This is a genomic window from Microbacterium sp. BF1 (assembly GCF_019279095.1).
GTDB lineage: Bacteria > Actinomycetota > Actinomycetes > Actinomycetales > Microbacteriaceae > Microbacterium > Microbacterium maritypicum.
On sequence record NZ_JAGYWT010000304.1, the window covers coordinates 1 to 3,002 of the forward strand.

The 3,002-nt window shown below is 68.0% G+C and carries 3 protein-coding genes and 1 pseudogene; all 4 read right to left on the bottom strand.

The features are described from left to right. Positions 1 to 483 (bottom strand): annotated as a pseudogene (locus KZA10_RS10965) (hypothetical protein); the annotation flags it as partial. Positions 484 to 509: 26 nt separating this feature from the next. Further along, entirely contained in the window at positions 510 to 1,616 is a 1,107-nt protein-coding gene (locus KZA10_RS10970; RefSeq protein WP_256934733.1) for a polysaccharide deacetylase family protein, read from the bottom strand. 2 nt (positions 1,617 to 1,618) lie between these two features. Continuing rightward, entirely contained in the window at positions 1,619 to 2,734 is a 1,116-nt protein-coding gene (locus KZA10_RS10975) for an adenosine deaminase (protein ID WP_218682898.1), read from the bottom strand. 50 nt (positions 2,735 to 2,784) lie between these two features. After that, positions 2,785 to 3,002 (bottom strand): hypothetical protein (locus KZA10_RS10980; RefSeq protein WP_218682899.1); only part of this gene is annotated, 218 nt, incomplete at its 5' end.

A 3,002-nucleotide genomic window follows, 5' to 3' on the forward strand; every position in this document is an offset into this window, starting at 1 on the left:
GGAGTTCGAGCCGATGCCCTCGCCGACGTCGCCCACCAGAACGCTCGCTGCCTCGATGACGCTCGACGTCTCCTCCCATTCGATGGTCGTGGAGGCCTGCTGGACTTCTCCCTCGGTCTCGGTGGGGTTCTCCTGCGGCGTCGACAGGTACAGCGACACCCGCTCCCCCGCCCGCGTCATGAGGTTCAGATGCCGTTCGGTGGTGCCGTCGCTCCACCGCGTCCGCACACCGGAGGCATGCAGGGCTTCGCGAACGCGTCGGCCCTCCGCGTCCGTCCCGGTGATGGCATGGAGCCGCGTCGTGCGGCCCAGTGCGGTCAGGCTGAGCGCTTTGCCGGCGCTGGTCCCGCCGACCGTCTCCCACGTGTCCTCGGCGAACTGCATGTGCGGCTCCGGTTCCGGCAACCGATCGAGCACGACGATACGGTTCCACGACGCGGGGCCGACGATGAAGACGGACGCGGGTTCGGAGGCGGGAGGCATGACACCATCCTGCCGTGCGGTCCCCCTCAGCCGATGCGGGAGACCAGCGCGTCCAACCCCATGCCGTAGTCGATGCGCACCACGGGAAGAGCGAGCTTGTCCGTGCCGATCTTCACGTATCCGGGTTCGATGGTGCGACCCATCTCGTAGCCGGCCTGAGCGACGCCCTGCTTGGTCGTGTCGTTGTAGTGCCCGTAGGGGTACGCGACCACCTGACCCACGCCGAGGATGTCGGCCGAGGTCGTGAGGTCGGCCGCGATCTGATCGGCGCTCCAGTTGACCATCCGGCCCTTGCCGTTGTCGCCGGCCTGGTGCATGTCGTGGGTGTGCGAGCGGCGCTGCACGTAGATCGACGGTGCCGGATCCTGCCGATAGGCCGTGATCATGAACGACGTCGAGAGCACCTTGTATTTGTCGACGACCGGTACCGCGAGGTCGAACCACGTCTGATCGGCGTCGTCGTCGGTGATGATCACGCTCTTCGCCGGCAGCGAGAGCCGCCCGTCGATGAAGGCGCTGAGCTCATCCCACGTCGGCAGATAGAAGCCCGTGGTCGCGATGTGGTTCATCTGCGCGTCGAAGTCTCCGATGTACGCGTAGTTGCCGCGCAGCCAGCCCTTCTCGCCCTCGGGGTCGGCCGTGAACTGGTGGTACATGAGGATGGGCACCCGCACGTCTTCCGCGGCGTTCTCCTCCGGCGTCTTCCAGGCGGCGAAGAGCTCGACCTGCTGATCCACGCACACCACGGGGTCGGCGCCGTTCACGCGGGCTGCGACCGCGAAAGCTCCCGCATCCGCCGCGCTCGGGTACCAGCCGGCGAAGACCCGGCCGTCGAGCTGCGGGATGGGCAGTCCCTGATACAGAGCTTCCTGGAACTGCAGCATCGGCTCCGCAGGAGCACCTTCGCCCGTGAACGTGACCGCACACGCTCGCGGGTCGTTCGCGTCCGCCACGATCTGCTCCGCCGGCGTCAGCGGATGCTCGATAGCCTCGGACTGCGCCTTCGGGACCGTGTTCTCCGGCGTGCGGGTGAACCACACGAACGCGGCTGCCGCTCCTCCGACGACGACGACCGCCACGGCGGCGCTGATGATGATCGCGGCGCGCGAGCGCCGCTTCCCCCCGGAAGCCATCATCAGGCGTCGAAGCCCTCGGCGATCATCTCGACGAGCTCCTCCCGCTCCTCGACCGGGAGGAATGCTGCGGCTGCGGCGTTGAACTGGAACGTCTCGAGGTCGTCGAGATCGTACTCGAACGCCTCCACCAGCAGCGCGAGCTCACGGGTGAGAGAGGTGGCGCTCATGGTGCGGTTGTCGACGTTCACGGTGACCGCGAATCCGAGCTGGTACAGCAGGTCGAAGGGGTGATCCACCATGGTGTTGCCCCACGCGGCGATCGCACCGGTCTGCAGGTTCGACGACGGCGAGAGCTCGAGCGGGATCTCACGGTCGCGGACCCAGCGCGCGAGGTCGCCGAACTGCACCTGCACCTCGTCGCCCTCCTGCGTGATGACATCGAGGTCCTCCGCGATGCGCACACCGTGTCCGAGCCGCAGTGCGCGTCCGTCCAGCAGAGCCGAGCGGATGGAGGCGGGGCCTGCCGCCTCTCCCGCATGCACCGTGACGGGGAAGAAGTTCTCGGCGAGGAAGTCGAACGCCTTGCGGTGGTTCGACGGCGGGAAGCCGTCTTCGGGACCGGCGATGTCGAAGCCCACGGCGCCGCGGCCGCGGAAGTCGACCGCGAGCTCGGCGATCTCGAGGGCACGGTCGATGTGCCGCATGGCGGTGATCAGCTGGCCGACACGGATGCTACGTCCCGCGCGGTCGGCGGCATCCTCGCCTTCCTCGATGCCCTGCTGCACGGCTTCCACGGTCTGCTCGAGGGTGAGGCCGCGAGCCAGGTGCTGCTCGGGAGCCCAGCGCACCTCGCCGTAGATCACGCCGTCGGCCGCGAGGTCCTGCACGAACTCGCGCGCCACCCGGGTGAGGCCCTCCTGCGTCTGCATCACCGCGGTCGTGAGGTCGAACGTCTTGAGGTACTCGACCAGCGAGCCGGAGTCGCTCTGCTTCGCGAACCACGACCCGAGAGCAGCCGGCTCGGATTCCGGCACCTCCAGGCCGATCGCATCCGCGAGCTCGATGATCGTGGCGGGCCGCAGCGCGCCGTCGAGGTGGTCGTGCAGCGAGACCTTGGGCAGGCTCCGCAGGGAGACGCCCTGAAGCGTGACGTCGCCGTTCGCATCGATCGACATGGTGATCCTCTCGGTCGCGGATGTGCTCAGTTCAGGCTAGCGGTCGAAGGTCACGCCGTGATGCGCTCGCGGACGATGGGACCGGTGACCGGAGCCTCGTCTCCGATCGCCCAGGAGCCCTCGAGCGCGTCGAGCGCCCTTACCACCGAGGGCATCCGCTTCCAGACCTCCGAGAACGAGAGCAGTCCCCGGGCCTGGCTCGTCGGCGGGCAGAAGATGAAGCCCGAGAACAGATCGATCCTGCTCGAGGTGATCGTCCGCATCCTGT

Coding starts and splice junctions, on each gene's coding strand:
- KZA10_RS10975 (WP_218682898.1), bottom strand. CDS start 2,734: ATGTCGATCGATGCGAACGGCGACGTCACGCTTCAGGGCGTCTCCCTG.
- KZA10_RS10970 (WP_256934733.1), bottom strand. CDS start 1,616: ATGGCTTCCGGGGGGAAGCGGCGCTCGCGCGCCGCGATCATCATCAGC.